Raw genomic sequence first — 26,998 nt, 5'->3', positions numbered from 1 at the left:
GCTCATTCTGCCCAGTGCCTTCCATGGCGTTCCAGCAGGTGTTGCAACTGCTCTGGGCCGTCGCTGCCGGCGGGGTAGGGGCGAGGGCTTTGGTAGTGCTGATGCCAGCCCTGCAGGATGGGGTCGACCCAGCTCCAGGCCGCTTCCACTTCGTCGCGGCGCATGAACAGTGTCGAATCACCCTCGATCACGTCCAGCAACAAGCGCTCGTAGGCATCCCAGCGGCGCTGTTTGTTGAAGGCGTTGGCCAGGTTGAGGTCAAGCTCCACGGGGTTGAGGTGCATACCTTTGCCTGGGTGTTTGGCCATCAGTTGCAGGCTGATGCGTTCTTCTGGCTGCAGGCGAATCAATAGCTGGTTGGCTTGCCCTTCGGCGAACAGGCGGTGCGGCACAGGCTTGAACTGGATAAGGATTTCCGAGGTCTTGCGCGCCAGGCGTTTGCCGGTGCGCAGGTAGAAGGGCACGCCGGCCCAGCGCCAGTTGTCGATTTCCACCTGCACCGCGACGAAGGTTTCGGTATCGCTGTCGTTGTCGACGTTCTTCTCGAAGTAGTAAGCCGGTACGTCCTGGCCGCCGATCTTGCCTGCGGTGTACTGGCCGCGCACGGTTTTGTCTTGTACATCGAGGCCGGAGATGGGCTTGAGGGCTTCGAGCACCTTTACCTTTTCGTTGCGCACGGACTCGGCGTCGAAGCGCACCGGTGCTTCCATCGCCACTAGGCAGAGCAGTTGCAGCAGGTGGTTCTGCAGCATGTCGCGCATGGCGCCTGCGTGATCGTAGTAGGCCCCACGATTTTCCACGCCAAGGGTTTCGCACACGCTGATCTGTACATGGTCGATGTACCCCGCGCGCCAGACGGGCTCGAAGAGTGCGTTGGCGAAGCGCAACGCCATGAGGTTTTGCACGGTCTCCTTGCCCAGATAGTGATCGATGCGAAACACGCGGTGCTCGTCGAACACCGCGCCGATTGCCGCGTTGATGGCGCGTGCGGACTCCAGGGAGTGGCCGATGGGTTTTTCCAGCACGATACGTGCGGGCGCTGTGGCCAGACCGGCATTGGCCAGGTGCGAGGCAATATCCTGAAACAGGCTCGGTGCGGTGGCCAGGTAATAGACGCGCACGCGTTCGCTATTGCCTAAGTGGCGGGCCAACTTTGAAAAATCGGCACTTTGCGCGGCGTCCATGACGAAATAGTCGAGGCGTTCGGCAAAGCTGCGCCAGGTTTCGTGGTTGAAGTCGCTACGTGCCACCTGGGCGCGGCAGCGGCGCTCGGCCAGATTCTGATAAGCCTCGCGGCTGTAGCTCGTGCGTGCGAGAGCCAGGATGCGCGTGTCGCGATGCAGGCGTGCGTCGCGGTGCAGGTGGTAGAGCGCTGGCAGCAGCTTGTGCAGGGCCAGATCGCCCGTGCCGCCAAAAACCAGCATGTCGCAGGGAATACTCAAGGGGGACTCCGGCTCGGTTAAACCTGTGCGTCGGTAGGTGCCATGTAGTATAACTACAAAGTTACTACAACCGCCTTGGCCGATCATAACCGAGCCTCGCTCGCTCAGGGCGTGCGGTTGACTCCCCTTTCCAAAGAGCTAATGCCGTGAATCTGTTGCAACACATCACCCAGTCTCGTCACCTGCTGCGCAAGTCCGAGCTCAAGGTGGCTGATTACGTCCTACTCGACCCCGCATCGGTGATGCACAGCTCCATGGCCGAACTGGCACACAGTGTCGGCATCAGTGAGCCGACCATCGTGCGCTTCTGCCGTGCCATCGGCTGTAGTGGATTTCAGGATCTCAAGCTCAAGTTGGCGCAGAGCCTGGCCGCCGGTGCCAGCTTTGGCCAGTTTTCCATCAATGAAGAAGATTCGGTTGCCGACTTCAGCCTGAAGATCTTCGATACCACCTTGCACACCCTGATGGAGGTGCGCGAGCGGCTCAACCCGCAAGCGTTGCAGCAAGCCATTTCGGCCTGCGCGCAGGCGCAGCGGGTGGAGTTCTACGGCTTCGGCGCCTCGGGTGCGGTGGCGGCGGATGCCCAGCATAAGTTCTTCCGTTTGCTGCTCAATGCCGCGGCCTACTCCGACCCGCATATGCAGGCGATGAGTGCGGTGACCCTAAAGCCGAGCGATGTGGCGGTGTGCATTTCCCAGTCCGGGCGCTCCAAGGATCTGTTGATCACGGCCAATCTGGTGCGCGAGTCGGGCGCCAGCCTGATCACTCTGTGCCCGAGCCAGACTCCGCTGGCTGAACTCGCTACCGTCAATCTGGCCATCGATGTGCAGGAAGACACCGAGATTTACACCCCGCTGACCTCGCGCATCGCTCACCTGGTGGTAATCGATGTGCTGGCGATGGGCGTGGCGATGGCGCGTGGGCCGAGCTTGGTCAACCACCTCAAGAGCGTCAAACGCAGCTTGCGCAGTTTGCGGTTGTCGCCCAAGTCGTTGCGTAGCAGCGAGGACTAGACAAGAGCTCTTCAAGGATGAAGCGTTTCATGGCCCGCGCCGGGCTGCTTGCGTTGATCATTCTCTTTACGGGTTGCAGCACTTTTTTCTCCCGTGTGCCTGCCGACAGGCAGGCCAAGCTTTTTCCGGCGACTAAGTTCGCAATGGATGCCGCTGGCGATGGCTGGTGCTGGATGTTCCTGGCTTGTCCGGCGTTGATGGTTTCTCTACCGGTCGATGCCGCGCTGGACACGCTGCTGTTGCCGGTCGACGCGGTACGCGTGCACAGCCGTCAACAGTCGAAAAAGGCCGAGTCGAGCCGGTCACCCAAGGTCACCGAGCCTTCATAGAGTCGCCGTCAAAGTGTCATCTGCCTGGAGCAGGCTGAGGTTTCCAGCCTTTCGCTCCGGGAGTACCGAGATGCCTCGTATCTTCGATGACGCGCAACTGCATACCCAGACTGACGCCAAGACCCGTCGCAAACTGCAAGATCAACGGCGTATGGCTTATCGCCGGGCCATTGAGCATTACGCCGAGCAATGCCGTTTGCAGCGTGAGCTGGCCGACTATCCCGAGCTGGTGCCTGCTGGCTATCTGGCGAGTGGCGTGGGTGCTGAGCGCAGTGCGGCCTGAGCGCCGCAACTGCTCGTTTATTGCCCGATTCTACGAACTTATTGCCCGGTTCTGCTGATCTGTCTGTGAGCCCGCGACAGTCACCTGATGGCACTTTAGAGTGATGCCCTGACCCCGTCCGTGCGGGGCGAATTTCGGTCTGAGCGCCGGAATGGAATCACCCAATACCATCAGTAATAAGGTGGGCAGACCATGATTACCCTGAATCTCAATGGCACCGACCATCAGTTGGACGTGGCCGATGATATGCCGCTGCTTTGGGCATTGCGCGACGTTGCCAATCTGACTGGCACCAAATACGGCTGTGGCATGGCGTTGTGCGGTGCCTGCACGGTGAACGTCGAAGGCCAGCCGACGCGCTCCTGCGTGACGCCGGTGTCGGCGGTGGTTGGCAAGCGTATCAGCACGATCGAGTCAGTCGGTGAAGACGCCGTCGGCAAGGTTGTGCAGCAGGCTTGGCGTGAGCTTGATGTGGTGCAGTGCGGCTACTGCCAGTCCGGCCAGATCATGGCCGCCACGGCGCTGCTGAGCAGCAACAAGGCGCCGACTGACGCTGATATCGATGCAGCCATGAGTGGCAATATCTGCCGCTGCGCCACTTACGTGCGGATTCGCGCCGCCATTCACGAAGCTGCGGAGCAATTGGCATGAGAAGGCGCTTTGAGATGGGCAAGATCGACACGCCGGATAACGCTGCAGGCAGCGTTCTCAATGTCAGTCGCCGGGGTCTGCTCAAGGGGGCCGGTGGTCTGGCCCTGGGCATTTTCCTGGCACCGCTGATACGTGGCCAGGATGCTTTGGCGGCGGCTTCGACGTTGGAGCCGAACGCCTTCGTGCGTATCGATCTCGATGGCTCGGTGACCGTTATCGCCAAGCATCTGGAGATGGGGCAGGGGAGCTATACCGGTTTGGCCACGCTGGTTGCCGAGGAGTTGGACGCAGACTGGAGCAAGGTGCGCGTAGAAGGCGCGCCGGCTGATGCCAAGCGTTACAGCAACCTGGCCTTCGGCCCGATGCAGGGCACCGGTGGCAGCACGGCGATGGCCAACTCCTGGGAGCAGATGCGTAACGCGGGCGCCATTGCCAAGGCGATGCTGGTCGCCGCTGCTGCGCAGCGTTGGGCGGTGCCAGCCAGTGAGATCAGTGTCAGTCAGGGGGTGGTCAGCCACGCGAGTTCCGGGCGCAAGGCTGGCTTCGGTGAGCTGGTGGAGGCTGCCGCGCTGCTGCCTGTGCCTGAGCAGGTGCAGCTCAAGCAGCCGCAGGACTTCAAGCTGATCGGTAAGGTCACGCTGCCTCGCCAGGACAGCCAGAGCAAGACCGATGGCAGTGCTGTCTTCACTCAAGACTTCAAGCTGCCTGGCATGCTGGTGGCGGTGGTTGCCTATCCGCCGCGCTTCGGCGGTATGCCGCGCTCGGTCGACAGCAGCAAGGCCAAGGCTGTGCGCGATGTGGTCGAGGTGGTGGAGTTTCGCGACCTGCCGCATGGCCGTGCCGGGGTTGCGGTGCTGGCGAAAAATACCTGGGCTGCGCGTCAGGGGCGCGATGCTCTGGTGATCGACTGGGATGAGAGCCAGGCCTTTACCCATGGCAGCGCGGAAATCTTCGCCCAGTACCGCGAAAGCGCCAAGCAACCTGGCCTGCCCGCGGCGAGCAAGGGCGACGCTGATGCGGCATTGGCCAGTGCTGCGAAGACCGTGGAGGCTGAATACGAGTTTCCCTACTTGGCGCATGCGGCGCTGGAGCCGATTAACTGCCTGGTCAAGCTGTCCGATGACCGCTGCGAAATCTGGAATGGTGAGCAGTCCCAGACGACCGATCAGACCATGATTAGCGCCTACCTGGGCCTGCCGCCGGAAAAAATCTCGCTGACCCAGCTCTACGCAGGCGGCAGCTTTGGCCGTCGCGGCAGCTCGGTATCGGACTACCAACTGGAAGCCGTGGCGATCGCCAAGGCTGCCCGCGCCAAAGGGTTGGATGTGCCGGTGAAAATGGTCTGGACGCGTGAGGACGACACCCGTGCAGGGTTCTTCCGCCCCCTCTATTTGCACCGTGTGCGTATCGCTCTGGATCAGGCGGGGGCTTTGCAGGCCTGGCACAACCGCATCGTCGGCCAGTCGATCATGACCGGTACCTTGCTGGAGCCGTACGTGGTCAAGGAGGGCGTTGACCAAACGTCGGTCGAAGGGCTTTCCAATCTCTCGTATGCGGTGCCAAACCTGCAGGTCGAGCTGACCACGCCGACTAACATCAAGGTGCCGGTGCTGTGGTGGCGCTCCGTGGGGCACACCCATACGGGTTACGTTGCCGAAACCATGATCGACGAGGCGGCTGTTGCCGCAGGCAAGGATCCTTACGCCTATCGTCATGCCTTGCTGGCAAGCCAGCCGCGTCATCGCGGTGTGCTTGAGCTGGCGGCCAAGCAGGCGGGTTGGGACAAGCCGTTGGCCGCGGGGGCGAATGGCGAGAAGCGTGGCCGTGGCATTGCCGTGCACGAGTCGTTCGGCTCCTTCGTGGCGCAGGTTGCCGAGGTGACTGTCAAGGCCGATGGTAGCTACCGACTCGATCGTGTGGTGTGTGCGGTGGACTGCGGTATCGCCATCAACCCGGACGTGGTCAAGGCGCAGATGGAGGGCAGCATCGGCTTCGCCCTGGCGGCCGCGCGTAACAGTGCGATCACCTTGAAGGATGGTCGGGTCGAGCAATCGAACTTCCATGACTTCCAGGTGCTGCGGATGAACGAGATGCCCAAAGTCGAGGTGCATATCGTGCCGTCTGCCGAGAAACCTTCCGGTGTCGGCGAGCCGGGTGTGCCGCCACTGGCGCCAGCGCTGGCCAATGCGCTGTTCGCGGTCACCGGCGTGCGCCTGCGCAAGCTGCCGTTCCCGGCGCAGATCAAGGCCTGAGGTCGGCTGCAGCAACCCAAACGCCCGGACAATTGCCCGGGCGTTTTGGTTTGTGATTGATCGCGGCTGAGGCCGCTCCTCTGAAGGTTGTGAGCAGTATTGCGGATCTAATCCAGTGCGTAGGGTGGGCTTTAGCCCGCCAGCCGTGGTGGGCTGAAGCCCACCCTACGAGCCAGCGGCTTTAGTCGCGATAAAGGGGGGCCACAAGAACTGCGTATGTGCTCAAGAGGCGGTCAGGCGGAGAGTTGTTTCAATGTCGAGGGCGTCTTGCTGGGTGGGCGCGTGAATCGACGCCCGGCGGTGCTTGAGCATGCCGCCGTTGCGCTGGTTCAGGGTGGCGGTGATTTCCGCGAGGATGGCCGTGGCCACGCTTTCTGGCGTGTCGCCGCCGATGTCCAGGCCAATCGGGTAGTGCAGGCGATCCAGTGCGGGCATGTCGCAGGCCTGCGCGCCGATTTCGCCGAGCAGGCGTTCGGTGCGTTCGCGCGGGCCGAGTTGGCCGACGTAGAGCGGCTCGCCCTGCAGTACGGCGCCAAGCCAGTGGCGATCTTGGCTATAGCTGTGCGTCATGACCGCTACCACGGCGCCGTCGGTCAGGTGCTGTAGGCTGTACGGCTGGTGTGTGCTGACCGTCAGCACTGCATCGGCTTCGGCAAAGCGCTCAGGGCGAGCGAAGTGGGCGCGGCCATCGATCACCGTCACGTGCCAGTCCATTAGCTTGGCCATGTGCACCAGTGGTTGCGCATCGTGGCCTGCGCCAAAGATTACCAGGCGCCGTTGCGGGGCAAGGTACTCGCAGAACACCTCCACCTCGCCCTGGCCATCGTGGTAGCTGCGTAGCGTCGAGCGGCCTTGAGTCAGTGTGGTGGCGAGGTCGGCGCGTATCTGTTGATCCAGCGCAGGCTCCAGCCGGGGGCTGTTGTCATGCCGTTGCGGGTGCAGCATCAGATGGTCGCCGACCTTGGCTTGCGCGTTTCGGTGGCTGGCAATAACCGTGGCCATTGCGCCGCCCTGGCCGCTTTCGCGCACCAGACGCAGCAAATCGAGCACTGCCAGTGGTCGTTGTGCGCTATGGCGTTCGAGCAGAACGTAGACGGTGCCGTTGCAGCCAAGGCCGAAGGTCAGCGCGGCGTCTTGGTCATCATCGTCGTCCTGGGTGGCGGTGCTGTAGCGACGGATTACCGCCTCGCCGCCATCGGTCAGCCACCAGGCCTTCTGCGCCACTTCCGACTCCAGACAGCCACCGCTGATGGTGCCGACAGTGCCGCCGTACAGCGGGATCAGCATGCGCGCACCAGGGCGGCGATAGGCTGAGCCGGCGACCTTGACCACGGTGGCGAGCACGGCTTCGCCGCGATCTTGGTCAACGCTGGTGATGGCACTGAGCAGGGCGCTGGTTCCCGACAGCATGGGATGTTCTCCGGCAGGTGGGTGGCGTATCGCTAGGAGACAACGCCCAGGTTGCCCATCGTGCATGTCTTGGCGGAGTAGGGTTAGGCTGATTCTGCGAAATTCTTGCCTGATCCTACATCGACATGCTGGAAGCGCTCGCCCAGTTTGACGATGGTGGCGCGTTCGTTGCGGATGAAATCGACGAAGGCCTGCGCCACAGGCGATAGGCGTCGACCACGGATATTGACCACGCACCAACTGCGTAGCAGGGGCAGCTCGGCCACCGGTAACTCGCGCAATAGGCCCTGCTGCAGTTCCAGGCGTACGGCGTGGCGTGGTAGCAGGGCCAGGCCGAGTCCGGCCAGTACGGCCTCGCGCTGTGATTCCATCGAGCCGATTTCGAGTACCTGCGGGAAGTGCGCGCGCTTGTGGTGGCAATGTTCCTCGCAGGCGCGGCGAGTACCCGAACCGCTTTCACGAACCAGCAGTGGGTAGGCGGTCAGATCCTGCAATTGCAGTGCGTCGCGCTCGCACAGCGGGTGGTTGGCTGGCGCCACGGCAATGATGGGGTTGTTGAGAAAGGGCATGAAGTCCAGCGCCATGTCTTGCGGCACCTGGCTCATGATCATCAGGTCATCGCGGCTCAGGGTCAGGCGGCGTACCACCAGCGCATGGTTGACCACCGTAAGGTTAAGGTTGACCTCGGGGTAACGGCGGCGAAATTCGGCGAAAAGGTGGGGAACGAAGTATTTCGCGCTGGACTCCACGCACAGGTTGAGCTGGCCCTGCAGCGAGCCTTGGAGGTCTGACAGTTGCATATCCAGGCTTTCCAGGCGGCCAAAGATATCGCTGCTGGCGCGACGCAGCGCTTCGGCGGCTTCGGTCAGGTAAAGCTTCTTGCCGACGTACTCGAACAGCGGTTGGCCGACCCATTCCTCAAGCTGGCGAATCTGCAGACTTACGGCGGGCTGGGTCAGCGCCATCTCTTCAGCGGCGCGGCTGTAGGAGCCGTGCTCGCAGACAGCGCGGAATACCTGGAGCTGGCGCAGGGTCATGCGCAGCAGGGTTTTACGCACGGTTCAATCCTCCTCTCTGAGGCATAAGTAATAACTTATGCACGATCAAATAATTATTCATTTTTGTTAATTCGTATAGCCGGATAGGGTTTCTCCCACGTTTGCAACCAACTGTTGCAGCGGCCCTTGCAGCTCTGCGCTAAGGATTGGATCGTGATAAGAAAAATACTGATCGCCAACCGTGGTGAGATTGCCGTCCGTATCGTGCGTGCTTGTGCCGAGATGGGCATTCGCTCGGTGGCCATCTATTCAGATGCCGACCGCCACGCCTTGCACGTCAAGCGCGCTGATGAGGCGTACAGCATCGGCGAAGACCCACTGGCCGGTTACCTGAACCCACGCAAGCTGGTCAATCTGGCGGTGGAAACTGGCTGTGATGCGCTGCACCCCGGTTATGGCTTCCTGTCCGAAAATGCCGAATTGGCGGAAATTTGCGCCGAACGTGGGGTTAAGTTCATCGGGCCGAGCGCCGAAGTGATCCGCCGCATGGGTGACAAGACCGAGGCGCGTCGCAGCATGATGGCCGCTGGCGTCCCCTGCACGCCGGGCACCGAAGGCAACGTCGCTGACCTGGCCGAGGCCCTGCGCGAAGCCGAGCGCATTGGCTATCCGGTGATGCTCAAGGCCACGTCCGGTGGCGGCGGTCGTGGTATTCGTCGTTGCAACTCGCGCACCGAGCTGGAGCAGGCCTACCCGCGTGTCATCTCCGAGGCGACCAAGGCTTTCGGCAGCGCGGAAGTCTTCCTGGAAAAATGCATCGTCAATCCCAAGCACATCGAGGCGCAGATCCTCGCCGACAGCTTCGGCAACACGGTGCACCTGTACGAGCGCGACTGCTCGATCCAGCGCCGTAACCAGAAGCTCATCGAGATCGCCCCCAGCCCGCAGCTCACCCCCGAGCAGCGCGCTTACATTGGCGACCTGGCTGTGCGCGCCGCGCAGGCCGTGGGCTACGAGAACGCCGGCACCGTGGAGTTCCTGCTCGCAGGCGGTGAGGTGTACTTCATGGAGATGAACACTCGCGTGCAGGTGGAGCACACCATCACCGAGGAAATCACCGGCATCGACATCGTGCGTGAGCAGATTCGTATTGCCTCCGGCTTGGCGCTGTCGATCAAGCAGGAAGACATCATCCATCGCGGTTATGCCCTGCAGTTCCGCATCAACGCAGAGGATCCGAAGAACAACTTTCTGCCCTCGTTCGGCAAGATCACCCGCTATTACGCGCCCGGCGGCCCTGGCGTGCGTACCGATACGGCGATCTACACCGGTTACACCATTCCGCCTTACTACGACTCGATGTGCCTGAAGCTAGTCGTCTGGGCGCTGACTTGGGAAGAGGCGATGGACCGTGGCCTGCGCGCGCTGGATGACATGCGTGTGCAGGGCGTGCGAACCACCGCGCCTTATTACCAGGAAATTCTGCGTAACCCGGAATTTCGTAGCGGCCAGTTCAACACCAGTTTCGTCGAAAGCCACCCGGAACTGACCCAGTATTCGATCAAGCGCAACCCGTCGCACCTGGCCATCGCCATCGCCACCGCCATCGCGGCGCACGCGGGACTTTAACGATTCGTAGCTGCGGCCCCGGCTGTCATCCGGGCTACAGGAGAGCAGAGAATATGAGCAAGAAGATCACCGTTACCGATACCGTCCTGCGCGATGCCCACCAGTCGCTGCTAGCCACCCGCATGCGTACCGAAGACATGCTGCCGATCTGCGACAAGCTTGATCGCGTTGGCTACTGGTCGCTGGAAGTCTGGGGTGGCGCCACGTTCGACTCGTGCGTGCGTTTTCTCAAGGAAGACCCGTGGGAGCGCCTGCGCCAGCTCAAGGCCGCGCTGCCCAATACCCGTCTGCAAATGCTGCTGCGCGGGCAGAACCTGCTCGGCTACCGCCACTACAGCGATGACGTGGTCAAGGCGTTCGTCGCCAAGGCTGCGGTCAACGGTATCGACGTGTTCCGCATCTTCGATGCAATGAACGACGTGCGTAACCTGCGCGTGGCCATCGAGGCGGTCAAAGCCGCTGGCAAGCATGCTCAGGGCACCATCGCCTACACCACCAGTCCGGTGCACACCAACGCCGCCTTCGTCGCTCAGGCCAAGGCCATGCAAGCCATGGGGATCGACTCCATCGCCATCAAGGATATGGCGGGTTTGCTCACGCCTTACGCCACCTTCGAGCTGGTCAAGGCGCTGAAGGGCGAGGTCGATCTGCCGGTGTTTATCCACAGCCACGACACCGCCGGCCTCGGCGCGATGTGCCAGCTCAAGGCCATCGAAGCCGGTGCCGACCATATCGATACCGCCATCTCCAGCTTGGCCTGGGGCACCAGCCATCCGGGCACCGAGTCGATGGTCGCCGCGCTCAAGGGCAGCGAGTTCGACACGGGCCTGGATCTGGAGCTGATTCAGGAAATCGGCATGTACTTCCACGCTGTGCGCAAGAAGTACCACCAGTTCGAGAGCGAGTTCACCGGCGTGGATACCCGCGTGCAGGTCAACCAGGTGCCGGGCGGGATGATTTCCAACCTGGCCAACCAGCTCAAGGAACAAGGCGCGCTGAACCGCATGAACGAAGTACTGGAAGAGATTCCGCGCGTGCGTGCCGACCTCGGCTTCCCGCCGCTGGTCACGCCCACTTCGCAGATCGTCGGCACCCAGGCGTTCTTCAACGTGCTGGCCGGTGAGCGTTACAAGACCATCACCAACGAGGTGAAGCTGTATCTGCAAGGTCGCTACGGCAAGGCGCCGGGCAAGGTCGATGAGCAACTGCGCAAGCAGGCTATCGGCAGCGAAGAAGTGATCGACGTGCGCCCGGCCGACTTGCTCAAGCCTGAGCTGGCCCGCCTGCGTGAAGAGATCGGCAGCCTGGCCAAAAGTGAAGAGGACGTACTGACCTTCGCCATGTTCCCCGATATCGGGCGCAAGTTCCTCGAAGAGCGCGCGGCAGGCACCCTCAAACCGGAAGAGCTGCTGCCCATGCCGGGCGCTCAGGGGCAATCGTCGCCGGTGGGTGGCGAGGGTGTGCCGACCGAGTTCGTGGTCGATGTGCATGGCGAAAGCTACCGCGTGGATATCACCGGTGTGGGCGTCAAAGGCGACGGCAAGCGTCACTTCTATCTGTCCATCGATGGCATGCCAGAGGAAGTGGTCTTCGAAGCGCTCAACGACTACGTCGCCGGTGGCGCCAGTGGCAAGCGCAAGCAGGCCGGCGCTCCGGGCGATGTGTCTACCACCATGCCGGGCAATATCGTCGATGTACTGGTCAAGGAAGGTGATGTGGTCAAGGCCGGTCAGGCCGTGCTGATCACCGAAGCGATGAAGATGGAAACCGAAGTGCAGGCGCCGATTGCCGGTACCGTCAAGGCCGTGCATGTGGCCAAGGGCGACCGCGTCAATCCGGGCGAAGTGCTGGTGGAAATCGAAGGTTAACCTCAGGAGCTCGGCCTGTTGGATGGGCAAGTTTGACGGGGATAATCCGGGCTCCTTTTTTATTCATCGGCATCTCGCTTGAGGTGCCTTAGGGTTGACGCCGGTTAACGGCACTGCTCTGGCCATGCCCCAGGTGCGCAAGCACAGCGCGGACGCTCAGCACCGTTGGCGCGGGGCGTGGCCTTTTCCCTGCGACCGGCCGGAGCGGCATGCTCCGGCCGGTTTTTTCAGGCCTGCGGAAAGCGCGCGCGCGGCGTAGCCATTGGAATCTTGTCGCCATCGAGCGGCAGGAAGCTACCCAGTTCGGCATCGTAAGCCTTGATCTGACTGGTTTCGATGTCATACACCCAGCCGTGGATAAACAGTTGGCCGCGTGCCAGCTTGGCGGCGACCGACGGATGCGTGCACAGGTGGTTGAGCTGCGCCACCACGTTCTCCTCGGTGAGTACGGCCAGGGCTTCCTTGTCGTCGCTGCAGTTGCAGTTTTCAGCCACCACGCTGCGCGCCACCTCGGCATGGCGCAGCCAGGCTTTTACCGTGGGCATGGTTTCCAGCGAGGCTGGGTTGAGCACCGCTTTCATCGCGCCGCAATCGGAGTGACCACAGACCACGATGTGCTGCACGCCGAGGGCCATTACTGCGTATTCGATGGCGGTGGAAACGCCGCCCATCATCTGCCCGTAGGCGGGCACCACGTTACCGACGTTGCGGTTGACGAACAGATCGCCTGGCGAGCTTTGGGTGATCAGTTCCGGCACCACGCGCGAGTCGGCGCAGGTGATGAACATGGCGCGGGGGTTCTGGGCGGTGGCGAGTTTTTTGAACAGCTCTTCCTGTTGCGGGAAGACTTCATTGCGAAAGCGTTTGAAGCCATCGACGATGCTGTGCAGTGCCTGTTCTGCAGTTTCGCTACCTTCATGGGTTTGAAGCGGAATAACCTGGTGTTTGTAAGGCATGCCCTGAACCTCTGATTATCTGAAAGACGCTGCTAGAACGACAGTCGCTGCGCTGTGTGAGTCACACGCCAAGTTTCTCTTGCGCCGAACGGCGCGACAACCGGCAGGGTTTTGCAATTCATGGCTGATAACAGCCGCGCAGTGAACAGTCTGGTCGTCGTAGATTGCAAAAAACGCTTTGGGTTTCGACCGCCCGGCGGCTATTTGGCACGGCGGTGAATCTGGCAGTTTGGCTGATGCGAAAAAACTCATGGGCCGAATGTCTGTTTTGTCCTCTGGCGGTGTCATAAGAGGTGCGTATAAGGCAGGCCTGTGATAGTTTTATGTGTTTTTATACAGTGCTTGAACGGAGCCGAAGATGAGCCGCTTTACATCCCTCGAAATGTGCGCCGGCGCTGGCGGGCAGGCTCTGGGTCTGGAGATGGCGGGTTTTGGTCATGAAGCATTGATCGAGATTGAGCCCCCGGCCTGTGCGACGCTGCGTTTGAATCGCCCAGAATGGAACGTCCGCGAGGGCGACCTGCGCCAGTTCAACGGCTTGCCGTTTTTCGGCGTTGACCTGGTTGCAGGCGGCGTCCCATGCCCGCCTTTCTCCAAGGCTGGCAAGCAACTTGGCGCCGATGATGAGCGCGATCTATTCCCTGAAGCACTGCGCCTGGTCGATGAAATCCGCCCTAAAGCCGTGATGCTGGAAAACGTCCGCGGGCTTCTCGATGCGGTGTTTGACGACTACCGCACCAAGGTTGAAAAACAACTGAAGAAGCTTGGCTACGTTGCGGGCTGGCGGTTGCTCAATGCATCCGACTTCGGCGTCTCTCAACTGCGCCCACGGGTGATCTTTGTTGGCGTCAAGAAGGAGTATGCCGACCGTTTTCATTGGCCTGAGCCAGGGCTTATCCAGCCACCAACCGTCGGTCAGCTTCTGCATGATTTGATGGCCGCTGATGGATGGCAGGGGGCTGACCGTTGGCGTGAACTCGCTGATTCGATTGCCCCGACGCTGGTTGGCGGCTCCAAGAAACATGGCGGCCCGGATCTGGGCCCGACGCGCGCTAAAAAAGCCTGGGCCACCCTCGGCGTGTGTGGTCATGGCTTGGCTGACAAAGCCCCAGAGCGCGACTTCGTGGGCATGCCGCGACTCACCACACGGATGGCCGCCCGCATCCAAGGCTTCCCGGATCAATGGCAATTCTCCGGCAAGAAAACGGCAACCTATCGGCAGATTGGCAATGCCTTCCCCCCGCCTGTTGCCAAGGCCGTGGCAGAGAAAATCTTCGAGGCCCTTTCGACGCGTCGTCTCGTGCAGGTGGCTTGATACGGCCCGTGTCTGGGGCGGCACATTCTGCGTGAGCGACTGCCTGGGTTTGCCCTGTCTCCATTGGGCGATGCGCTAAGCACTGGCGCTTGCCCCTAAGCCTCAAGAGTGGCCCGGCTTGCGTCTGCAAGCCGCTGCCTACCAATGCAAGCTCAATTGCGCGCCAGGTGGGCAGAACTGCGAACAATCGAGCGCCACGCTACCTCGTCGATCCAGGCCGAGCTTGCGCCGTGCCAGACGAAAACGCTGCTCCAGCAGATCGGCGAACTGCCCCTCGCCACGCATGCGGCTGCCGAAGCGGCTGTCGTAGTTCCTGCCGCCACGGCTCTGGCGAATCAGGCTCATGACGTGGGCCGCGCGCTCCGGGAAGTGCACCTGCAGCCACTGCTCGAATAGCTCGGCAATCTCCAGCGGTAGGCGCAGCAGCACATAACCGGCCGAGCGCGCGCCGGCATCACGGGCGGCTTCCAGCAGCGCTTCGAGCTCCATGTCGTTGATCATGGGAATCATCGGTGCGCAGATGGCGCTGACCGGCACGCCCGCTTCGTGCAGCGCGCGCATGGCGCGCAGGCGCGCCGCTGGGGCGGCGGTGCGCGGTTCCATGATGCGTTTGAGCTCGTCGTCCAGGGTCGTCAGGCTGAAGGCGACGCTGACCAGGTTGTGGCTGGCCAGCTCGCTGAGCAGGTCGAGGTCGCGCAGGATCAGCGAGCCCTTGGTGATGATGTGCAGCGGGTGCTTGTAGCGCAGCAGAATCTCCAGCGCCTGGCGGGTCAGGCGCTGTTCGCGCTCGATGGGTTGGTAGGCGTCGGTGTTGATGCCCAGGGCGATGGGCTGCGGCACGTAACCTGGCTTCTGCAGTTGCTCTTCCAGGCGTTCGGCCAGGTTGGTCTTGGCGATCAGGCGGGTTTCGAAGTCGATGCCCGGCGACAGGTCCCAGTAGGCATGGGAGGGGCGGGCGAAGCAGTAGATGCAGCCGTGCTCGCAGCCACGGTACGGGTTTACCGAGCGGTCGAAGCCGACGTCCGGCGAGTTGTTGCGGGTGATCGCCGTCTTCGCCAGCTCCTTGCGCACCTCGGTGGCGCGGCTGGGCGGTGTTGCTTCCTGATACCAGCCATCGTCTTCCTGCTCGGAGCGGGTCGGCGCATAGCGATTATGTGGATTGCTGGCGGTGCCACGGCCTCGTGGCGGGAGAATGGCGGGCATGATCGGACTCCTCAAATACTGTATAAAAATACAGCTATTTGGGCGCCGAGCAAATCCTTCCTATTGCTGCGCCAGTCAGGCGGCTGCGATCTGTGGTGCGTCCTCGCGCTTGGCGTAACGCTGCGCCAGCACCGCGCAGACCATCAGTTGGATCTGGTGGAAGAGCATCAGCGGCAGGATCAGCACGCCGATGCTGCTGCCGGCGAACAGCACCTGTGCCATGGGCACGCCGGTGGCCAGGCTCTTCTTCGAACCGCAGAAGAGGATGGTGATGCGATCTTCCACGTTAAAGCCCAGCCACTTGCCGAGCAGGTGAGTGCTCAGCAGGGCCAGGGCCAGCAGTAGGCAGCAGGCGAGGATCAGCGCCAGCAGGGTGACCAGCGGCACCTCTTGCCACAGGCCGCCGATTACCGCCGCGCTGAAGGCGGTGTAGACCACCAGCAGGATCGAGCTTTGGTCGACGTATTTCAGCCAGTTCTTGTTCTTCGTCACCCAGCCGCCGATCCAGCGCTGGGCGATCTGCCCGAGCACGAACGGCAGCAGCAATTGCAGGCTGATCTTGCCGATGGCATCGAGGGTCGAACCGTTGTCGCCGTGCACGCCCATCAGCAGCGCCACCAGCAGCGGCGTGACGAAAATGCCGAGCAGGCTGGACGCCGCCGCGCTGCAGATGGCAGCCGGGATATTGCCGCGCGCCATCGAAGTGAAGGCGATGGCCGATTGCACCGTGGCGGGCAGCGCGCACAGATAAAGCATGCCCATGAACATCTCGCTGCCCAGCAGCGGCTCCAGTAATGGGCGCAGCAGCAGACCGAGCAGCGGAAAGACAACAAAGGTGCAGGAAAATACCAGCAGGTGCAGGCGCCAGTGCCCAGCGCCCGCGACGATTGCCTGGCGCGACAGCTTGGCGCCGTGCAGGAAGAACAGTAGGGCGATGGCCAGGTCGGTGATCCACTCGAACACCGTGGCGATCTGGCCGCTGGCGGGCAGCAGCGTGGCGGTCAGCACCACGGCCAGCAGAGTGAGGGTGAAGTTGTCGGGCAGCAGGCGGGAACGAGCCATGGATGAAATCCGCTTATTGTCAGATGGGCGCGGCCACTCTAGCCTGAGCGGCATCGACCGACTAACGCCATCAGGCCAGAGAATGTCGCTTAACGGACAAAATCTGCTCCCCGAACGCGTGGTGCCACGCCTGTCGCACCTGCCCAGGCCGCTCTATGCCCGCACCGAGTCTATGGCGCAAGCCTTCAGCACGCCGCGCCACAGCCACCCCTGGGTGCAACTCTCCTATGCACTGGAGGGCGTGTTGCATGTGCACAGCGCCGCCGGCAGCTTCGTCGCGCCGCCGCAACGGGCGATCTGGGTGCCCGCCGACCTTGAACATGAAGTGCTCAGCTCGCCGGGCACCGAAATGCGCAGCCTGTACATCGACTGCGCCGTCAGCGCCTGGGCGCCGCCGCGCTGTCGTGTGCTGGAGATCGACAGCCTCAGCCGCGAGCTGATCCGGCGCTTCTGCGAGTTGCCGGTGGAATACGACGAGCAGGGTGCCGATGGCCGATTGGCCCAGGTGCTGCTGGATCAGTTGCGTGCGGCGCAGGAGGTGGGGCTGTCCCTGCCGTTGCCGCAGGATGCGCGGCTGCTGCGCCTGTGTCGCGCGTTGCAGGGGCAACCGGACGACAATCGCAGCCTGACGCAATGGAGCCAGGTACTCGGCGCCTCGGAGAAGACCTTGAGCCGCCTGTTTCTGCGTGAAACCGGCCTGACCTTCCGCGCCTGGCGCCAGCGCCTGCGCCTGCTGCATGCGCTAGAACCGCTGCAACGCGGCGAGCGCGTCACCGACGTGGCGCTGGCCTGCGGCTACGACTCCACCTCGGCCTTTATCGCCGCCTTTCGCCAGCAGTTCGGCGAGACGCCTGGGGAGTTCTTTCGTGATTAGCGTGAAGAGTAGGGTGGGTTAGCGGCGCAGGGCACGAATCTGTCAGCACCGATGCATCTCACGCGCCGCGTAACCCACCAAGCGGAGTTTCCTGCTGGCACCGATGGTGGGTTACGCCGCTATCACGCCGACATTCCTCATGCAAGCGATGGTTGGCGGCTAACCCACCCTAGGGATTCGGCGGCGCCTATGCAGCCGGGTACTACTCGCTCGGCTTCTTCAACTTCGGATTGGGAAAGAACTGCACCGCCTGCACATTAGGCTCCGCCGCCTTGGGCTTCAGGCCGCTGACGTTGACCCGTGTGGGCAGTTCCTTGGGCACCGAGTTGCCGCGTGCGTCGAGGGTGTCGGCGTAGCCGCACTTGACGCATTCGCGGTGCGGCACGTCGTCCTCGCTCCACATCTTGATGCTGTCGGGCTCGCTGCACGCCGGGCACACAGCGCCGGCGATGAAGCGTTTAGGGGTGACATTCAGCGGGGCGTCGCTCATGCCGCCTCCTGGCTCAGGCCGAGGTGGCGCAGCAGGGCGTCGATGCTCGGTTCGCGGCCACGGAAGTCGACGAACAGCACCATCGGTGCCTGCGAGCCGCCACGGGCCAGCACCGCCTCGCGGAAGGCGCGGCCCGTTTGCGGGTTAAGCACGCCGTCTTCCTCGAATTTGGAGAAGGCGTCGGCGCTGAGCACTTCGGCCCATTTGTAGCTGTAGTAACCGGCCGCGTAGCCGCCGGCGAAGATATGCGCGAAGCCATTGGCGAAGCGGTTGTAGGCCGGCGGACGCAGCACCGACACCTCGCGGCGCACGCCTTCGATCACCTCCAGCACGCTGCGGCCGTCGCCGTGGGTGGCGTGCAGTTCGAAGTCGAACAGGCTGAACTCCAACTGGCGCACCATCATCAGCCCGGACTGGAAGTTCTTCGCCGCCAGCATCTTGTCGAGCATGGCCTGCGGCAGCGCTTCGCCGGTCTCGAAATGGCCGGAAATCAGCGCCAGGCCTTCCGGCTCCCAGCACCAGTTCTCCATAAACTGGCTCGGCAGCTCCACCGCATCCCAGGCCACGCCGTTGATGCCCGAGGCACCGGCGTGTTCGACGCGGGTGAGCAGGTGGTGCAGGCCGTGGCCAAATTCGTGGAACAGCGTGGTCACTTCATCGTGGGTCAGCAGCGCCGGTTTGCCGGGCGAGGCCGGGGTGAAGTTGCACACCAGATTGGCCACCGGGGCGATCAGTTGGCCGCTGGCGTCGCGGCGTTTGTCGCGCGCGCCGTCCATCCAGGCGCCACCACGCTTGTTGGCGCGGGCGTAGAGGTCGAAGAAGAAGCGCCCAACGTGCTCGCCGTTCTCGCGAATCTCGAACAGGCGCACGTCCGGGTGCCAGGTGTCGAAGTCTTTCAGCTCGTTGATTTCGATGCCGTAGAGCTTTTGCACGATGGCGAACAGGCCGCTGAGCACCTTGTCCACCGGGAACCAGGCGCGCACTTCTTCTTGGGAGATGCTGTAGCGCTGCTGGCGCAGCTTCTCGCTGTAGTAGCCGACGTCCCAGCTTTGCAGATCATCCAGGCCCTGCTCGGCAGCGAAGGCCTTCAGCTCGGCCAGATCCTGCTCGGCGAACGGCTTGCTGCGCACCGCCAGGTCACGCAGGAAGCTCAGCACCTGCTCGGTGGATTCAGCCATCTTGCTGGCCAAACTCAGCTCGCTGTAATGGGCGAAACCGAGCAGGCGCGCCAGCTCCTGGCGCAGGTCGAGAATCTCGCTCATCAGCGGGCCGTTGTCGTGCTGCCCGGCGTTCGGCCCCTGATCGGAGGCGCGCGTGCAGTAGGCGGCATACACCTCTTCACGCAGGGCGCGGTCGTCGGCGTAGGTCATCACCGCGTAGTAGCTGGGGAAATCCAGGGTAATCAGCCAGCCGGCGAGCTGGCGCGATTCGGCCACCTGCTTCATCTGCGCCTTGGCCGAGTCGGTCAGACCGGCGAGCTGCGCTTCGTCGCTGATCAGCTTGCTCCAGGCTTGGGTGGCGTCGAGCAACTGGTTGGAGAATTTGCTGGTCAGCTCGGACAGACGCATCTGGATTTCGCCATAGCGCTTCTGCTGCTCGGCGGGCAGATCGATACCGGACAGGCGAAAATCACGCAGCGCGTGTTCGAGGATGGTCTTCTGCGCCACGTCGAACGCCGCGGCCTCGGGGCTTTGCGCCAGGGCTTCATAGGTCTGGAACAGCGGCTTGTTCTGGCCCATCTCCGTCCAGTATTGCGACAGCTTGGGCAGGCACGCCTCATAGGCGGCGCGCAGCTCGGGGCTGTTGCACACCGCGTTGAGGTGGCTCACCGGGCTCCAGGCGCGGCCCAGGCGCGCGCCGAGTTCGTCCAGCGCCAGCACCAGGCCGTCCCAACTCGGGTTGGCTTGCTGCGCTTCGAGCAACTCGGCGATAGCGGCGCGGCTATCAGCCAGGATCTGGTCGACGGCGGGCTCGACGTGTTCCGGTTTGATCTGCGAGTAGGGCGGCAGGTCGAAGTCTTGCAGCAAGGGATTATTGGCGGTCACGGCGAGGCACCTGTAACGGAGGGAGACTGGGTTGAGATTCTGGGCGGCGCAGCGAGTTGCACCGCGATAACAACCGACATGGGGGCCATCTTAATTACAATCAAGCTTTCCCGCAGCCTTGGAGCCTCTATCGTGGCCATTCGCAAATACCAACAGCACCTCCCGCAACTGGGCGCGCGCGTCTTCGTCGACGCCAGCGCCGTGGTCATCGGCGACGTGGAGCTGGGCGAGGACAGCTCGGTGTGGCCGCTGAGCGTAATTCGTGGCGACATGCACCGCATCCGCATTGGTGCGCGCACCAGCGTGCAGGACGGCAGCGTGCTGCACATCACCCACGCCGGCCCGTTCAACCCGGAGGGCTACCCGCTGACCATCGGCGACGAAGTGACCATCGGGCACAAGGTCACCCTGCACGGCTGCACCCTGGGCAACCGCATCCTGGTCGGCATGGGCAGCATCGTCATGGATGGCGCCGTGGTCGAGGATGATGTGATCATCGGCGCCGGCTCCCTGGTGCCGCCGGGCAAGCGCCTGGAAAGCGGCTATCTGTACGTTGGCAGCCCGGTCAAACAGGCGCGCGCGCTGACCGACAAGGAACGCAACTTCTTCAGCTACACCGCAGGCAACTACGTGAAGCTCAAGGATCAGCACCTGGCCGAGGGGTATGACCAATGAGCGCCGCGCTGATTATCCGTCCCATCGCGGCTGCCGATTTCGACCAGGTCTGGCCGATCATCGAAGGCGTGGTGCAGGCGCAGGAAACCTACGCCTATGACCCCGATATGGATCGCGACACCGCCTGGACACTCTGGGTCGAACTGCCGCGCGCCACCTTCGTTGCCGAGCAGGACGGGCAGATTCTCGGCACCTACTACATCAAGGCCAATGCCGCAGGTCCCGGCGACCACGTCTGCAACTGCGGCTACATGACTGCCCCAGCCGCGCGCGGCAAAGGCGTGGCCAGCCAGCTTTGCGCCCACTCGCTGAATGTGGCGCGTGAGCTGGGTTTCAGCGCCATGCAGTTCAACAGCGTGGTGGCCACCAACACGGTGGCCGTGGCGCTCTGGCAGAAGCACGGCTTCGAGATAGTCGGCACCCTGCCCAAGGCCTACCGCCACGCGCGGCATGGTTTGGTGGATTGTTATGTGATGTTTCGCAGTTTGCTGGATTGAAGGGCGCGGCAAACCGCGCCGATGAGTAGCCTGGGTTGAGCACCGCGAAACCCGGGAAACGCTGCCCCGGGTATCGCTTCGCTCCACCCAGGCTACAGACTGGCCATTTCTGAGCTGCCTATTCGGCAGTGAAGTAGAGACGATAGCTGGCCAGGCCTTGTGGCTCAAGGCTTGGTGCGATTGAGGCGTGGTTTACCCTTTTTTCTGGCCTGTGCGTAACTCTTTGATTTTAAAGCGCGCTTTATCTGCTCTGAAAAAGAGGGTATGGCCATACCGCTTGGGGCGTTGTGATTGTGGGCGCTGGGGCTGTGGTGCTGGCGGGTGTCAGCTACCTGCGGGTGAAGCCTTTGGCAAAGGTGGGTATCCTGCGCAGCCGTTTCGGTTACGAATAGGCGCCTAGCATGCAGCAGTCCACTCTGCTTTTCGATCTTGACGGTACGCTCACCGACCCGCGTGAGGGCATTACGCGTTCGGTGCAGTATGCGCTGGCCAAACTGGGTATCGATGAGCCAGATCTGGCGGCGTTGGAGCACTTTATCGGGCCGCCTTTGTTGCAGTGCTTTATGAGCACTTATGGGCTGGACGAGGCTACGGGCTGGCAGGCGGTCAATCATTATCGCGAGCGTTTCAGTGTGACCGGGCTCTACGAGAACCGGGTGTTCGAGGGCGTGCCCGCATTGCTCGACGCGCTGCAGGCGCAGGGCCGCACGTTGTATATCGCCACCAGCAAGCCGACGCTGTTCGCTGTGGAAATCGCCCGGCATTTCGGTTTTGACCGTTACTTCACGCGCATCTATGGCAGCGAGTTGGATGGCACGCGCACCAACAAGGTGGAGCTGCTGGCGCATCTGTTGGCATCAGAGGGGCTGGCGCCCGCGTCGACTCTGATGATTGGTGACCGCAAGCATGATCTGATCGGTGCGCGCAGCAACGGTTTGCAGGCGGTGGCGGTGGGCTATGGTTTCGGCAGCCGCGAGGAGTTGTTGGGTGAGGCACCGGCCTATCACGTCGAAACGCTGGCAGATTTGCACCGGGCTTTGGTCGGTTGAAGGCTGTGTAGAGCGAGGTGCTAAACCTGTGGGAGGCGCTTTAGCGGCGAGCGTTTGTCGCGGCTAAAGCCCCTCTTACGGTCTGTGCTGTGCTGCGGGGCGTGGCAATTTCGCGGTTGAAGCCGCGCCTGCAGGCGCTGGGTTTCAGTCGTTTTTTTGGTAGATGATCTTCTTCGTGCCGCCGTCGCAGCTACCGACCACCATGCTTGGGTCGGTGACTTCGGCGTTGGTGACGATTTCCAGGGTGTAGCTGGGTACGTTGTTGGCCTGGATCTTCACTTCGATTTCCTGCTTGAGTTCCTCGCAGGATTTGGTCGCGGCCATGGCGCCGCCAGCAAGCAGCATCAGGGCCAGGGCGGGGATCAGTCGTAGCATCGCGTGTACCTCCTGTGTATGGGGCGAATCTGAGTGGTTGGACTGGCAAATGGCCGCTCAGTTCTTGCCGTGTGGCAGCAGGTCTTGCAGGGCGATCTGGCGTTCGCTTTGTGGTAAGCGGGCGAGGTTGGCAACGGCGGCATAGAAGGCTGGCCAATTGTTTTGCTCGCGGGCGAACAGCGTGGCGAAGGCGGGCACCCATTGGTCGTAGAGGCCGAAGGGCAGCAGTTTGGCGTTGTTCAGCGGGCTGTTGATCCAGGCATCGAAGCGGCTCTGGCCGCCCCATTCGTCTTGGCGCAAGGCGCGATATTCGCGGCGTAGGCGGGCGAATTCGGCTTGTTTGGCGGCGCGCATGTCCTGCTCTGGCAGGCTACTGGCATAGAGTTGGCGCAGGCGTTCGCGGCTGGCCAGCACCAGTTCGATGAATTGCTGGCGCTGGCGATCATCGTTGAGCGGTGGTGTTTCGCCACGGGCCGCGTGCCATTGGCGCAGGCCTTCGCGTTCGACGAAGGTGGCGAAGGATTCGTTGAAGGCGGTGTCGCCCGGCAGGTAGAACTGTTGGTGTGCCAGCTCATGGAAGATCACCGCGACCAGGCGTTCGTCGTTCCATTGCAGCATGCTGCTGAGCAGTGGGTCGTCGAACCAGCCGAGGGTGGAGTAAGCCTCCACGCCAGCGATGTAGGTGTCCAGCCCGTGTTGGCGCAGCAGGGCGGCGGCGCCACGGGCGCGGCCTTGCTGGTAGTAGCCGCGATAGGCGACGCAACCGGCGATGGGGAAGCAATGCAGTTCGGGGTCGAGGGAGAACTCCGGCGTGGCGAAGACGTTCCACACGACGAAGGGCCGGTGCAGGTCGGCGTACAGGCGATAGCTGCGGTTGTCCGGCAGGTGCAGATGGGCGCTGGCGAAATCCCGCGCGGTCTGCGACAGGCGCAGGCGCTTGGCCAACTGCGGGTCGGTGTCGGGGTTGGCGAGCAGTTCAGTGATAGGTTCGCGCGCTTGCAGCAGTTGCCACTGGCCTTGGCCCAAGTGGGCGTAGTAATCCAGCGTCGAGCAGCCGCCGAGCAGTAGGGCGAGCAGGGGAACGCCGAGGCGGCGCAAGCCGTCGATAAGGAAGGTATTGGGCATGCGCCTCACGCTAGCCGATTGGCGCGTGCGACGCACGGGCTTTCGCGCGGCGTAATCGCCGGGTGTAGGCTGCTGATTGAAACCGATTTGGAGGTTGCCATGCGTACTGCACTTCTCGCTCCTGCCCTGCTCATGCTCGGGGCCTGTGCTTCACCGCTGCCCAAGCCCGATCCGCAGCAGGCCTGGATCGAGCTGTATTCCAGTGCCGATACGCTGCTGATGGCTGACCGGCTGGACGACGAGCGCTGGCCGGATGGCCGTTATTTCCAGGTCACCCCCGGCGAACATGAGCTGCAGACGCGTTTCCAGTTCGAGGTGCGCAGCGGCGCCAGCTTGGGCATGCAAAGCGAGCCGCTGCGTATGACCTGTGAGATCACCCTGCATTACAAGGATTTCGCCCCCGGCCAGCGCTATCGCATTGAGGCGCGGCAGATGCTGATGAAGGCGCAGGCCTGGCTCTACGATGAGCAGCGCAATGTGCTCGCGCGTGGCGAAGTGGAGCGTTGCGGCACGGCGCTCTGAGTCGCTCGCGCCGCCGCTGCCTCAGTTGTCGAGCACGGCTTGCAGGGTGATGGTGGCGTTGAGCAGCTTGGACACCGGGCAGCCGGTCTTGGCGGTTTCCACGGCCTGCTCGAAGGCGGCGCGGTCGGCGCCGGGGATTTTCGCCCGCAGCGACAGGTGCACGGCGCTGATTTCGAAGCCACCATCGACTTTGTCCAGGGTCACTTCGGCCTGGGTGTCGATGCTTTCGGCGGTCATGCCAGCCTCGCCCAGCTCTTTGGACAGGGCCATGGAAAAGCAGCCTGCGTGGGCTGCGCCGATGAGTTCTTCGGGATTGGTGCCAGGGGCGTTTTCGAAGCGGGTGTTGAAGCCGTAGGGGTTGTCCTTGAGGGCGCCGCTTTCGGTCGAGATGGTGCCTTTGCCGTCCTTGATGCCGCCTTGCCAGTGGGCCGATGCTGTCTTTTTCATGCGTTCTCCCATTGGGGCACTTCTAAAAACTACCTGCGTTGCCATCGCTGCGTTAAAAACAGGCTCGTGCGCGAGTCCGATCAAAATGCTCATTTACAGCACGTAAACTGCGCTTTTCCGCCTGTTTTTGCCTTGCGCTGGCTGCCTCGCCTACGTTTTTAGAGGAGCCCATTGCTTGATGGCGGGCCGCCCGGCTGGCGGCCCTTGTGCATTGAGAGGGCACTGGCGCGCACAAGTTCGACGCTTTAGCCGTTTTGCAGCTCGGCGAGGATGTCGAAGGCATGCAGACGGTCGGCGAAGTCGTACATGTCGCAGGTGAAGATCAGCTCGTCTGCTTCGGTCTGCTCCAGCAACTGTTCCAGGCGGCTGCGCACAGTCTGCGGCCCGCCGATGGCGGCCAGGCCGAGAAACTCGCTGACGGCCTGGCGCTCATGCGGCAGCCACAGGCCTTCCATGCTCGCTATGGGTTTGCGTTGTACCAGGCTCTGGCCACGGATCAGCGCGAGGATGCGCTGGAACGCCGAGGTGGCCAGGTGCTGGGCCTGCTCATCGCTGTCGGCAGCCAGCAGCGGCACGCCGAGCATCACATAGGGTTTGTCCAGCACCGCTGATGGGCGGAAGTGGTTGCGGTAGACGCGGATGGCCTCGTGCACATAGCGCGGCGCGAAGTGCGAGGCGAAGGCATAGGGCAGGCCTTTCATCCCGGCCAGTTGTGCGCTGAACAGGCTGGAGCCGAGCAGCCAGATCGGCACTTCGGTGCCGGTGCCGGGCATGGCGATCACGCGCTGGCTTTCCTGACGCGGGCCGAGGTAGGCCTGCAGTTCTTCGACGTCGTTGGGGAAATCCTCAGCGCTGCCATCGCGGCTGCGGCGCAGGGCGTGGGCGGTGTATTGATCGGCGCCGGGCGCGCGGCCCAGGCCCAGGTCGATGCGCCCCGGATAGAGCGTGGCTAGGGTGCCGAACTGTTCGGCGATCACCAGCGGCGCATGGTTGGGCAGCATCACGCCGCCGGCTCCGAGGCGGATGCGTGACGTGCCAGCGGCCAGGTAGCCGAGCAGCACGGCGGTGGCGGAGCTGGCGATGCCGTCCATGTTGTGGTGCTCGGCGACCCAGAAGCGCTCGAAGCCGAGGCTTTCCACATGGCGGGCCAGCGCCAGGGCGTTGTGCAGGGCCTGGGCGGCGTCGCCATCATCGCGAATTGGCGCCAGGTCGAGGGTGGAGAGCTTGATCGAAGCCAGTCGGCTCATGGGGGATCTCCTCGTTGCGGGCCGTTCACTCTACGGTTTTTGTGCGTCTGTCACAAAGGTAGGCGTCGCTACAGGGGTTATGGCAGAGCGGTTTGGGCTGGCAGCGCAGGGCTGCTTTACACAAGCCGTTACCAGCGAATGGCCGTCGGGGGGTGCATTCTCGTCTTGAGCGGTTAGACTTCACCGTTCCCGGCTTGTGCCCACGAGGTGCAGGACGACTCTATAAAACAGAAAAAGGAGATCCCCCATGAAAGGCAAATCCTTGGCATGGGCTCTGTCTGCCGTACTCGCTGGCACCACTTTCGGTGGTATGGCACAGGCTGACGAGAAGTTCGTCACCATCGGTACTGGCGGTCAGACCGGCGTTTACTACGTCGCCGGCCAGTCCATCTGCCGTTTCCTTAACCGTGGCTCGGCTGAGCACGGCATCAAGTGCAACGCACCGGCCAGTGGCGGTGGCGTGGCCAACGTCAACGGCATCCGCAGCGGCGAATTCAACTTCGGCATCATGCAGTCCGACCATCAGTACAAGGCACTCAAGGGCGCAGCGCCGTTCGAGGCCGAAGGTGCGATGGAGGACATCCGCGCGGTGTTCTCGCTGCAGAGCGAGGTGTTCACCATCCTCGCCCGTCGTGATGCCAACATCAAAAGCTTCGATGACCTCAAGGGCAAGCGCGTCAACATCGGTAACCCAGGTTCCGGTCAGCGTGACACCCTGGAAGAGATCATGGCTGTCAAAGGCTGGGATCGTTCCGCCTTCGCCCTGGCTGCCGAGCTGAAGCCGGCCGAGCAGGCCAGCGCGCTAGGCGACAACAACATCGACGCCATGACCTACTTCGTCGGTCATCCCAACGGTGCGATTCAGGAAGCCACCACCACCACCGACGCCGTTCTGGTACCGGTAACCGGCGCCGAGATCGACAAGCTGCTGGCCGAGAAGACCTACTACACCAAGGCAGACATCCCAGGCGGCCTGTACAAGGGCAACGACCAGCCGACTCCGTCCATCGGCGGCAAGGCCGTGCTGTCCACCAGCGCCAAGGCTGACCCGGAAGTGGTCTATCAACTGGTCAAGTCGGTGTTCGACAACATCGACCGCTTCAAGCGTCTGCACCCGGCATTCGCTGACCTGAAGGAAACCGACATGATCAAGGTCGGCCTGACCGCGCCGCTGCATGAAGGCGCCGTGCGTTACTACAAGGAGCGCGGCTGGATGTAAGCCGTGCAGCCCGCCAGCCCCG

At 62.6% G+C, this 26,998-nt stretch carries 26 protein-coding genes; 14 read left to right on the top strand and 12 right to left on the bottom strand.

What is annotated here, in order from left to right; genetic code table 11:
* Positions 1–2 precede the first annotated feature (2 nt).
* Complete coding sequence (gene zwf, locus AERO9A_RS21710; RefSeq protein WP_218580162.1) at positions 3–1,424, bottom strand: glucose-6-phosphate dehydrogenase; 1,422 nt, start codon at positions 1,422–1,424, stop codon at positions 3–5.
* A 164-nt stretch (positions 1,425–1,588) separates the two neighbouring features.
* On the opposite strand from zwf, the gene hexR reads away from it, so the two are divergent.
* From hexR to AERO9A_RS21685, 5 genes are all read left to right on the top strand, one after another.
* Positions 1,589–2,455 (top strand): transcriptional regulator HexR, encoded by an 867-nt coding sequence (gene hexR / locus AERO9A_RS21705; RefSeq protein WP_159973957.1) that lies wholly within the window; start codon positions 1,589–1,591, stop codon positions 2,453–2,455.
* 17 nt (positions 2,456–2,472) lie between these two features.
* Complete coding sequence (locus AERO9A_RS21700; RefSeq protein ID WP_178111166.1) at positions 2,473–2,784, top strand: YceK/YidQ family lipoprotein; 312 nt, start codon at positions 2,473–2,475, stop codon at positions 2,782–2,784.
* Positions 2,785–2,854: 70 nt separating this feature from the next.
* Positions 2,855–3,067: a PA3496 family putative envelope integrity protein gene (locus AERO9A_RS21695; protein ID WP_159973956.1), complete on the top strand. Its 213-nt coding sequence runs from the start codon at positions 2,855–2,857 to the stop codon at positions 3,065–3,067.
* A gap of 192 nt (positions 3,068–3,259) precedes the next feature.
* Complete coding sequence (locus tag AERO9A_RS21690; RefSeq protein WP_159973955.1) at positions 3,260–3,718, top strand: (2Fe-2S)-binding protein; 459 nt, start codon at positions 3,260–3,262, stop codon at positions 3,716–3,718.
* A 14-nt stretch (positions 3,719–3,732) separates the two neighbouring features.
* The gene (locus AERO9A_RS21685) at positions 3,733–5,970 is read left to right on the top strand and encodes a xanthine dehydrogenase family protein molybdopterin-binding subunit (protein ID WP_159974122.1); all 2,238 of its coding nucleotides are present in this window, start codon (positions 3,733–3,735) and stop codon (positions 5,968–5,970) included.
* 222 nt (positions 5,971–6,192) lie between these two features.
* Here AERO9A_RS21685 and AERO9A_RS21680 read toward each other — a convergent pair whose 3' ends face one another.
* Positions 6,193–7,380 (bottom strand): XdhC family protein, encoded by a 1,188-nt coding sequence (locus AERO9A_RS21680; protein WP_178111165.1) that lies wholly within the window; start codon positions 7,378–7,380, stop codon positions 6,193–6,195.
* Between the two features lie 83 nt (positions 7,381–7,463).
* Positions 7,464–8,438 (bottom strand): LysR family transcriptional regulator, encoded by a 975-nt coding sequence (locus tag AERO9A_RS21675; protein ID WP_159973954.1) that lies wholly within the window; start codon positions 8,436–8,438, stop codon positions 7,464–7,466.
* A gap of 153 nt (positions 8,439–8,591) precedes the next feature.
* Here AERO9A_RS21675 and AERO9A_RS21670 point away from each other — a divergent pair, with 153 nt between their 5' ends.
* Entirely contained in the window at positions 8,592–10,007 is a 1,416-nt protein-coding gene (locus AERO9A_RS21670) for an acetyl-CoA carboxylase biotin carboxylase subunit (RefSeq protein WP_159973953.1), read from the top strand.
* 53 nt (positions 10,008–10,060) lie between these two features.
* The gene (gene oadA / locus AERO9A_RS21665; RefSeq protein ID WP_159973952.1) at positions 10,061–11,875 is read left to right on the top strand and encodes a sodium-extruding oxaloacetate decarboxylase subunit alpha; all 1,815 of its coding nucleotides are present in this window, start codon (positions 10,061–10,063) and stop codon (positions 11,873–11,875) included.
* 227 nt (positions 11,876–12,102) lie between these two features.
* Here the strand turns inward: oadA and AERO9A_RS21660 are convergent, their stop codons facing one another.
* Complete coding sequence (locus tag AERO9A_RS21660) at positions 12,103–12,831, bottom strand: carbonic anhydrase (protein WP_159973951.1); 729 nt, start codon at positions 12,829–12,831, stop codon at positions 12,103–12,105.
* A 358-nt stretch (positions 12,832–13,189) separates the two neighbouring features.
* Here AERO9A_RS21660 and AERO9A_RS21655 point away from each other — a divergent pair, with 358 nt between their 5' ends.
* Positions 13,190–14,146: a DNA cytosine methyltransferase gene (locus tag AERO9A_RS21655; protein ID WP_159973950.1), complete on the top strand. Its 957-nt coding sequence runs from the start codon at positions 13,190–13,192 to the stop codon at positions 14,144–14,146.
* Positions 14,147–14,284: 138 nt separating this feature from the next.
* Here AERO9A_RS21655 and AERO9A_RS21650 read toward each other — a convergent pair whose 3' ends face one another.
* Positions 14,285–15,349: a PA0069 family radical SAM protein gene (locus tag AERO9A_RS21650; protein WP_159973949.1), complete on the bottom strand. Its 1,065-nt coding sequence runs from the start codon at positions 15,347–15,349 to the stop codon at positions 14,285–14,287.
* A 75-nt stretch (positions 15,350–15,424) separates the two neighbouring features.
* The gene (locus AERO9A_RS21645; RefSeq protein WP_159973948.1) at positions 15,425–16,411 is read right to left on the bottom strand and encodes a bile acid:sodium symporter family protein; all 987 of its coding nucleotides are present in this window, start codon (positions 16,409–16,411) and stop codon (positions 15,425–15,427) included.
* Between the two features lie 82 nt (positions 16,412–16,493).
* Here AERO9A_RS21645 and AERO9A_RS21640 point away from each other — a divergent pair, with 82 nt between their 5' ends.
* The gene (locus tag AERO9A_RS21640; protein ID WP_159973947.1) at positions 16,494–17,285 is read left to right on the top strand and encodes a helix-turn-helix transcriptional regulator; all 792 of its coding nucleotides are present in this window, start codon (positions 16,494–16,496) and stop codon (positions 17,283–17,285) included.
* A gap of 202 nt (positions 17,286–17,487) precedes the next feature.
* On the opposite strand, the gene AERO9A_RS21635 is transcribed toward AERO9A_RS21640, so the two are convergent.
* Complete coding sequence (locus AERO9A_RS21635; protein ID WP_159973946.1) at positions 17,488–17,775, bottom strand: YheV family putative zinc ribbon protein; 288 nt, start codon at positions 17,773–17,775, stop codon at positions 17,488–17,490.
* A complete protein-coding gene (prlC, locus tag AERO9A_RS21630) occupies positions 17,772–19,820 on the bottom strand; it encodes an oligopeptidase A (RefSeq protein ID WP_159973945.1) in 2,049 nt (682 codons plus the stop codon). Before prlC ends, AERO9A_RS21635 begins: the two co-directional genes overlap by 4 nt.
* A 132-nt stretch (positions 19,821–19,952) precedes the next feature.
* Between prlC and AERO9A_RS21625 the strand changes: the two genes are divergently transcribed.
* The 3 genes from AERO9A_RS21625 (at position 19,953) to AERO9A_RS21615 (ending at position 22,041) form a co-directional block, all read left to right on the top strand.
* A complete protein-coding gene (locus AERO9A_RS21625; protein ID WP_159973944.1) occupies positions 19,953–20,495 on the top strand; it encodes a gamma carbonic anhydrase family protein in 543 nt (180 codons plus the stop codon).
* A complete protein-coding gene (locus tag AERO9A_RS21620; RefSeq protein ID WP_159973943.1) occupies positions 20,492–20,992 on the top strand; it encodes a GNAT family N-acetyltransferase in 501 nt (166 codons plus the stop codon). Before AERO9A_RS21625 ends, AERO9A_RS21620 begins: the two co-directional genes overlap by 4 nt.
* A gap of 401 nt (positions 20,993–21,393) precedes the next feature.
* Entirely contained in the window at positions 21,394–22,041 is a 648-nt protein-coding gene (locus AERO9A_RS21615) for an HAD family hydrolase (protein WP_159973942.1), read from the top strand.
* Between the two features lie 144 nt (positions 22,042–22,185).
* Here the strand turns inward: AERO9A_RS21615 and AERO9A_RS21610 are convergent, their stop codons facing one another.
* Positions 22,186–22,416 carry a DUF1161 domain-containing protein gene (locus AERO9A_RS21610; RefSeq protein ID WP_159973941.1) on the bottom strand — a complete coding sequence of 77 codons (231 nt, stop codon included), beginning with the start codon at positions 22,414–22,416 and terminating at the stop codon, positions 22,186–22,188.
* Positions 22,417–22,473: 57 nt separating this feature from the next.
* Positions 22,474–23,541, bottom strand: coding sequence for an aminopeptidase (locus tag AERO9A_RS21605; RefSeq protein WP_159973940.1), 1,068 nt, complete (start codon positions 23,539–23,541; stop codon positions 22,474–22,476).
* Positions 23,542–23,640: 99 nt separating this feature from the next.
* Between AERO9A_RS21605 and AERO9A_RS21600 the strand changes: the two genes are divergently transcribed.
* Positions 23,641–24,063 (top strand): hypothetical protein, encoded by a 423-nt coding sequence (locus tag AERO9A_RS21600; RefSeq protein ID WP_159973939.1) that lies wholly within the window; start codon positions 23,641–23,643, stop codon positions 24,061–24,063.
* Between the two features lie 21 nt (positions 24,064–24,084).
* On the opposite strand, the gene AERO9A_RS21595 is transcribed toward AERO9A_RS21600, so the two are convergent.
* Together AERO9A_RS21595 and AERO9A_RS21590 are read right to left on the bottom strand one after the other, a co-directional pair.
* Positions 24,085–24,522 carry an OsmC family protein gene (locus AERO9A_RS21595; protein WP_372239692.1) on the bottom strand — a complete coding sequence of 146 codons (438 nt, stop codon included), beginning with the start codon at positions 24,520–24,522 and terminating at the stop codon, positions 24,085–24,087.
* 233 nt (positions 24,523–24,755) lie between these two features.
* Complete coding sequence (locus tag AERO9A_RS21590; protein WP_159973937.1) at positions 24,756–25,757, bottom strand: LLM class flavin-dependent oxidoreductase; 1,002 nt, start codon at positions 25,755–25,757, stop codon at positions 24,756–24,758.
* 247 nt (positions 25,758–26,004) lie between these two features.
* On the opposite strand from AERO9A_RS21590, the gene AERO9A_RS21585 reads away from it, so the two are divergent.
* The gene (locus tag AERO9A_RS21585; RefSeq protein WP_159973936.1) at positions 26,005–26,976 is read left to right on the top strand and encodes a TAXI family TRAP transporter solute-binding subunit; all 972 of its coding nucleotides are present in this window, start codon (positions 26,005–26,007) and stop codon (positions 26,974–26,976) included.
* The last annotated feature ends 22 nt before the right edge of the window (positions 26,977–26,998 follow it).

Origin of the sequence: Pseudomonas sp. 8Z, assembly GCF_902506535.1 — a bacterium.
Lineage (GTDB): Bacteria > Pseudomonadota > Gammaproteobacteria > Pseudomonadales > Pseudomonadaceae > Aquipseudomonas.
The sequence above is the reverse complement of the archived record's forward strand: the minus strand, read 5'-3'. Positions and strand labels throughout refer to the sequence as shown.

What these genes read in the sequence shown, in the direction of transcription:
- AERO9A_RS21605 (WP_159973940.1), bottom strand. Translation starts at nt 23,541, where the DNA reads ATGCCCAATACCTTCCTTATCGACGGCTTGCGCCGCCTCGGCGTTCCC.
- AERO9A_RS21615 (WP_159973942.1), top strand. Translation starts at nt 21,394, where the DNA reads ATGCAGCAGTCCACTCTGCTTTTCGATCTTGACGGTACGCTCACCGAC.
- zwf (WP_218580162.1), bottom strand. Translation starts at nt 1,424, where the DNA reads ATGCTGGTTTTTGGCGGCACGGGCGATCTGGCCCTGCACAAGCTGCTG.
- AERO9A_RS21620 (WP_159973943.1), top strand. Translation starts at nt 20,492, where the DNA reads ATGAGCGCCGCGCTGATTATCCGTCCCATCGCGGCTGCCGATTTCGAC.
- AERO9A_RS21655 (WP_159973950.1), top strand. Translation starts at nt 13,190, where the DNA reads ATGAGCCGCTTTACATCCCTCGAAATGTGCGCCGGCGCTGGCGGGCAG.
- AERO9A_RS21600 (WP_159973939.1), top strand. Translation starts at nt 23,641, where the DNA reads ATGCGTACTGCACTTCTCGCTCCTGCCCTGCTCATGCTCGGGGCCTGT.
- AERO9A_RS21645 (WP_159973948.1), bottom strand. Translation starts at nt 16,411, where the DNA reads ATGGCTCGTTCCCGCCTGCTGCCCGACAACTTCACCCTCACTCTGCTG.
- AERO9A_RS21635 (WP_159973946.1), bottom strand. Translation starts at nt 17,775, where the DNA reads ATGAGCGACGCCCCGCTGAATGTCACCCCTAAACGCTTCATCGCCGGC.
- AERO9A_RS21595 (WP_372239692.1), bottom strand. Translation starts at nt 24,522, where the DNA reads ATGGGAGAACGCATGAAAAAGACAGCATCGGCCCACTGGCAAGGCGGC.
- AERO9A_RS21590 (WP_159973937.1), bottom strand. Translation starts at nt 25,757, where the DNA reads ATGAGCCGACTGGCTTCGATCAAGCTCTCCACCCTCGACCTGGCGCCA.
- AERO9A_RS21660 (WP_159973951.1), bottom strand. Translation starts at nt 12,831, where the DNA reads ATGCCTTACAAACACCAGGTTATTCCGCTTCAAACCCATGAAGGTAGC.
- AERO9A_RS21585 (WP_159973936.1), top strand. Translation starts at nt 26,005, where the DNA reads ATGAAAGGCAAATCCTTGGCATGGGCTCTGTCTGCCGTACTCGCTGGC.
- AERO9A_RS21685 (WP_159974122.1), top strand. Translation starts at nt 3,733, where the DNA reads ATGGGCAAGATCGACACGCCGGATAACGCTGCAGGCAGCGTTCTCAAT.
- oadA (WP_159973952.1), top strand. Translation starts at nt 10,061, where the DNA reads ATGAGCAAGAAGATCACCGTTACCGATACCGTCCTGCGCGATGCCCAC.
- AERO9A_RS21610 (WP_159973941.1), bottom strand. Translation starts at nt 22,416, where the DNA reads ATGCTACGACTGATCCCCGCCCTGGCCCTGATGCTGCTTGCTGGCGGC.
- AERO9A_RS21690 (WP_159973955.1), top strand. Translation starts at nt 3,260, where the DNA reads ATGATTACCCTGAATCTCAATGGCACCGACCATCAGTTGGACGTGGCC.
- AERO9A_RS21650 (WP_159973949.1), bottom strand. Translation starts at nt 15,349, where the DNA reads ATGCCCGCCATTCTCCCGCCACGAGGCCGTGGCACCGCCAGCAATCCA.
- AERO9A_RS21680 (WP_178111165.1), bottom strand. Translation starts at nt 7,380, where the DNA reads ATGCTGTCGGGAACCAGCGCCCTGCTCAGTGCCATCACCAGCGTTGAC.
- AERO9A_RS21695 (WP_159973956.1), top strand. Translation starts at nt 2,855, where the DNA reads ATGCCTCGTATCTTCGATGACGCGCAACTGCATACCCAGACTGACGCC.
- AERO9A_RS21700 (WP_178111166.1), top strand. Translation starts at nt 2,473, where the DNA reads ATGAAGCGTTTCATGGCCCGCGCCGGGCTGCTTGCGTTGATCATTCTC.
- AERO9A_RS21640 (WP_159973947.1), top strand. Translation starts at nt 16,494, where the DNA reads ATGTCGCTTAACGGACAAAATCTGCTCCCCGAACGCGTGGTGCCACGC.